This is a genomic window from Bacillus sp. B2-WWTP-C-10-Post-4 (assembly GCF_009183805.1).
In the GTDB taxonomy this organism is placed as follows: Bacteria; Bacillota; Bacilli; order Bacillales; family Bacillaceae_G; genus Bacillus_A; species Bacillus_A cereus.
The window spans coordinates 1-2,909 of sequence record NZ_WEII01000222.1 but is presented as its reverse complement, the minus strand read 5'-3'; the positions used below and the strand labels follow the sequence as shown (position 1 = coordinate 2,909).

Below are 2,909 nucleotides of genomic sequence, written 5' to 3'. Positions count from 1 at the left end.
ATGGACAGTAGTTGCATTTATGATATGGCATCAAGTGTATTTCAAAGTGAAAATCAATCTTAATGCTTACGATAAAAATAAAAAGGATGTCAGTTACATGACATTCTTTTTATTTTGGATAAAAAAGGTATGTAGTTCTGAAAATTGTTATTTTTTAAATTATTAAATATAATGAAGGATATAGGGGCGCCAATAGGGGAGTTATGAATGGAAAATACTTTAGTTAGTTAATTATTTCTCGTTTTAATCAAAATAATTATGAGTTGATTTGGAGTTGAATACAATGGGAGAAAATCATTATAAATGGAGTAATAAACAATTACGAGAGCATGTTGAAGTAATAGATGGTAAAAGAAGTCCGCACATTTTATGTAAGAACGCAACTTATTTAAATTCCTATATGCGCGAGTGGATGCAAGCAAATATTTGGATCTATGATGACCGGATTGTTTATGTAGGGGAAAAGCTGCCAGTGCAACTGCATGAATGTGAAGTCATTGATTGTGATGGAAAGTATGTAGTTCCAAGTTACATAGAACCTCATGCACATCCATATCAATTATATAACCCTGAAACTTTAGCGAATCATGCGATGCAGTTTGGGACAACAACTTTTATTAATGATAATTTAACTTTATTTTTCACATTAAAGCGTGAAGAAGCATTTCGTTTATTAGATGAATTTGAAAAGATTCCAGCAAGTATGTATTGGTGGTGTCGTTTTGATGGACAAACTGAATTGCAAAACGGGGAAACTTTATTTAATCGTGAAGAAATAATAGAATGGCTTAAGCATAAAGTAGTTCTTCAAGGCGGCGAACTAACAGCGTGGCCAAAACTATTACATGGCGATGATGAAATGTTAACTTGGGTGCAGGAAACGAAGCGATTGCAGAAGAAAGTAGAAGGACATTTTCCAGGTGCATCTGAAACGACTTTAGCGAAGTTAAAACTGTTAGGTACAGATTGTGATCATGAAGCGATGACAGGGCAGGAAGCTTTCACTCGTCTTATGCAAGGTTACACTGTTTCCCTAAGAAATTCTTCAATCCGCCCAGATTTAGAAGTTTTACTGAAAGAATTGTTGGAACTAGGCGTAAAGCAGTTTGATAGATTCTTTTTTACAACAGACGGCTCACATCCTTCGTTTTATGAGAATGGAATGACAAACGTTATGATTTCTACCGCGATAAAACAAGGAGTGCCAGTAATAGATGCATACGATATGGCAAGTTATAATATTGCTCGCTATTATAATATGGAACATGTACATGGTTCGATTGCGACAGGTAGAATTGCTAATATCAATATTTTAGAAAGTAAAGAAAACCCAGTACCAATTAGTGTCCTTGCAAAGGGGAAATGGGTGAAGCGTGACGGTGTAAATACACATGAGGCATTACATATAGACTGGAGTAAACATAAAGTAACTCCATTATCATTAGATTGGTCAATAGAAAAAGAGGATATGATTTTCTCTAATAAAACGGGGATACACTTATTAAATAATGTTATTACAAAACCATACACTAGTGAAATCAATATAGACTGTGATGAATTGTCCACAGATCATGATGAATGTTTCCTTATGATGATTGCTCGTGATGGCAGTTGGCAAGTGAATATAGCTGTGAAAGGTTTTGCAAAAGAACTAGGTGGGCTTGCTAGCTCTTATTCTGGTACAGGTGACATCATTCTTATCGGAAAAAGAAAAGAAGATATGCTTACAGCTTTTCGTAGAGTAAAAGAGCTCGGTGGTGGAATGGTCATAGTAGAAAACAATGAAGTGTTACACGAAATAGCATTACCATTGCTCGGGATTATGTCTAATTTAAAAATGAGAGAATTAATACAGGAAGAGAAACAGATGGTGAAATTACTACAAGAGCGTGGCTACGCGTATGATGATCCAGCATTTACAATTTTATTCTTTTCTGCGACGCACTTGCCTTTTATACGAGTAACACCTATAGGATTATATGATGTGAAAAGTAGTAAGGTAGTTGCCCCACCCGTGAATTTGATAAAGCAATATTAAAAGGAAAGATCCTATAAAAATTTTATTTTATAGGATCTTTCTTATTATTAGCATAAGAATATTGTAAGCCTCAAATGATATAGTATCTAAATCATTTGAGGTGATATGTAAATATGAAAAAAATATTTTACATTTTAAGCGTATTTATTCTGTGTGTATCGATACAACACGTTGTACATTCCCAATCAGATGTACCAGAGTTATCTTCGGATTGTCTCGAAGAAAGAAAAGTTAGAGATGAAAAGTATGTGAAGAATATAATACAGGACATTAAATCCACATTTAATTTAAATATTGATGAACATAGTTTTTGGGAAGTAAGTAAAAGAAATCTGGAGGCTGCTCATTTGATGTATGGTGGAAAGGAAAATGATTCTTATTATACTTCGCTAACTAAAATTTATGATAGTGGTGGATTTAGCGAACAGCCCAGCCTATTTGTGAGGGCGCAAGAAGCATTTTTACTTTATAAAGAAAAAGATAATATCAATGTAATGAAACGCCTAAAACTAGACGTTGAAAAAGGGGAATGGCTCGTTATAAAAACGAAAAAGAAGAAAGGGAAAAAAGTGAAATTTAAGCCGTTGCAATGTGAAAAAGATTATATGAAAAAGAGAAATGAATAACAAAATACTTATTCATGCTGTTTTTATTCAACGATATTTTGCTGTTGATTTGAAATAGAAAAAGGTAAACAAACATATTAGCTTTATGGAATATGTTTGTTTACCTTTTTTTGAGAGATTTAATAATTGGGGATTATTTACTGCCTAATGAATTTATAACATTCAATGAATTTGTTCTTCATAAACATTAGATTTTGTGTCAAATGATTTATACATTGCCGAAACACCTATGTATATTTTATTCT

At 33.0% G+C, this 2,909-nt stretch carries 2 protein-coding genes; both read left to right on the top strand.

Going from position 1 to position 2,909, the window contains the following annotated elements; translation table 11 throughout:
- Positions 1-283: 283 nt before the first annotated feature.
- Positions 284-2,038: an adenine deaminase C-terminal domain-containing protein gene (locus tag GBN78_RS29265; RefSeq protein ID WP_000504390.1), complete on the top strand. Its 1,755-nt coding sequence runs from the start codon at positions 284-286 to the stop codon at positions 2,036-2,038.
- Positions 2,039-2,151: 113 nt separating this feature from the next.
- Entirely contained in the window at positions 2,152-2,664 is a 513-nt protein-coding gene (locus GBN78_RS29260) for a hypothetical protein (RefSeq protein ID WP_000719381.1), read from the top strand.
- Positions 2,665-2,909: the final 245 nt, after the last annotated feature.

Coding starts and splice junctions, on each gene's coding strand:
- GBN78_RS29265 (WP_000504390.1), top strand. CDS start 284: ATGGGAGAAAATCATTATAAATGGAGTAATAAACAATTACGAGAGCAT.
- GBN78_RS29260 (WP_000719381.1), top strand. CDS start 2,152: ATGAAAAAAATATTTTACATTTTAAGCGTATTTATTCTGTGTGTATCG.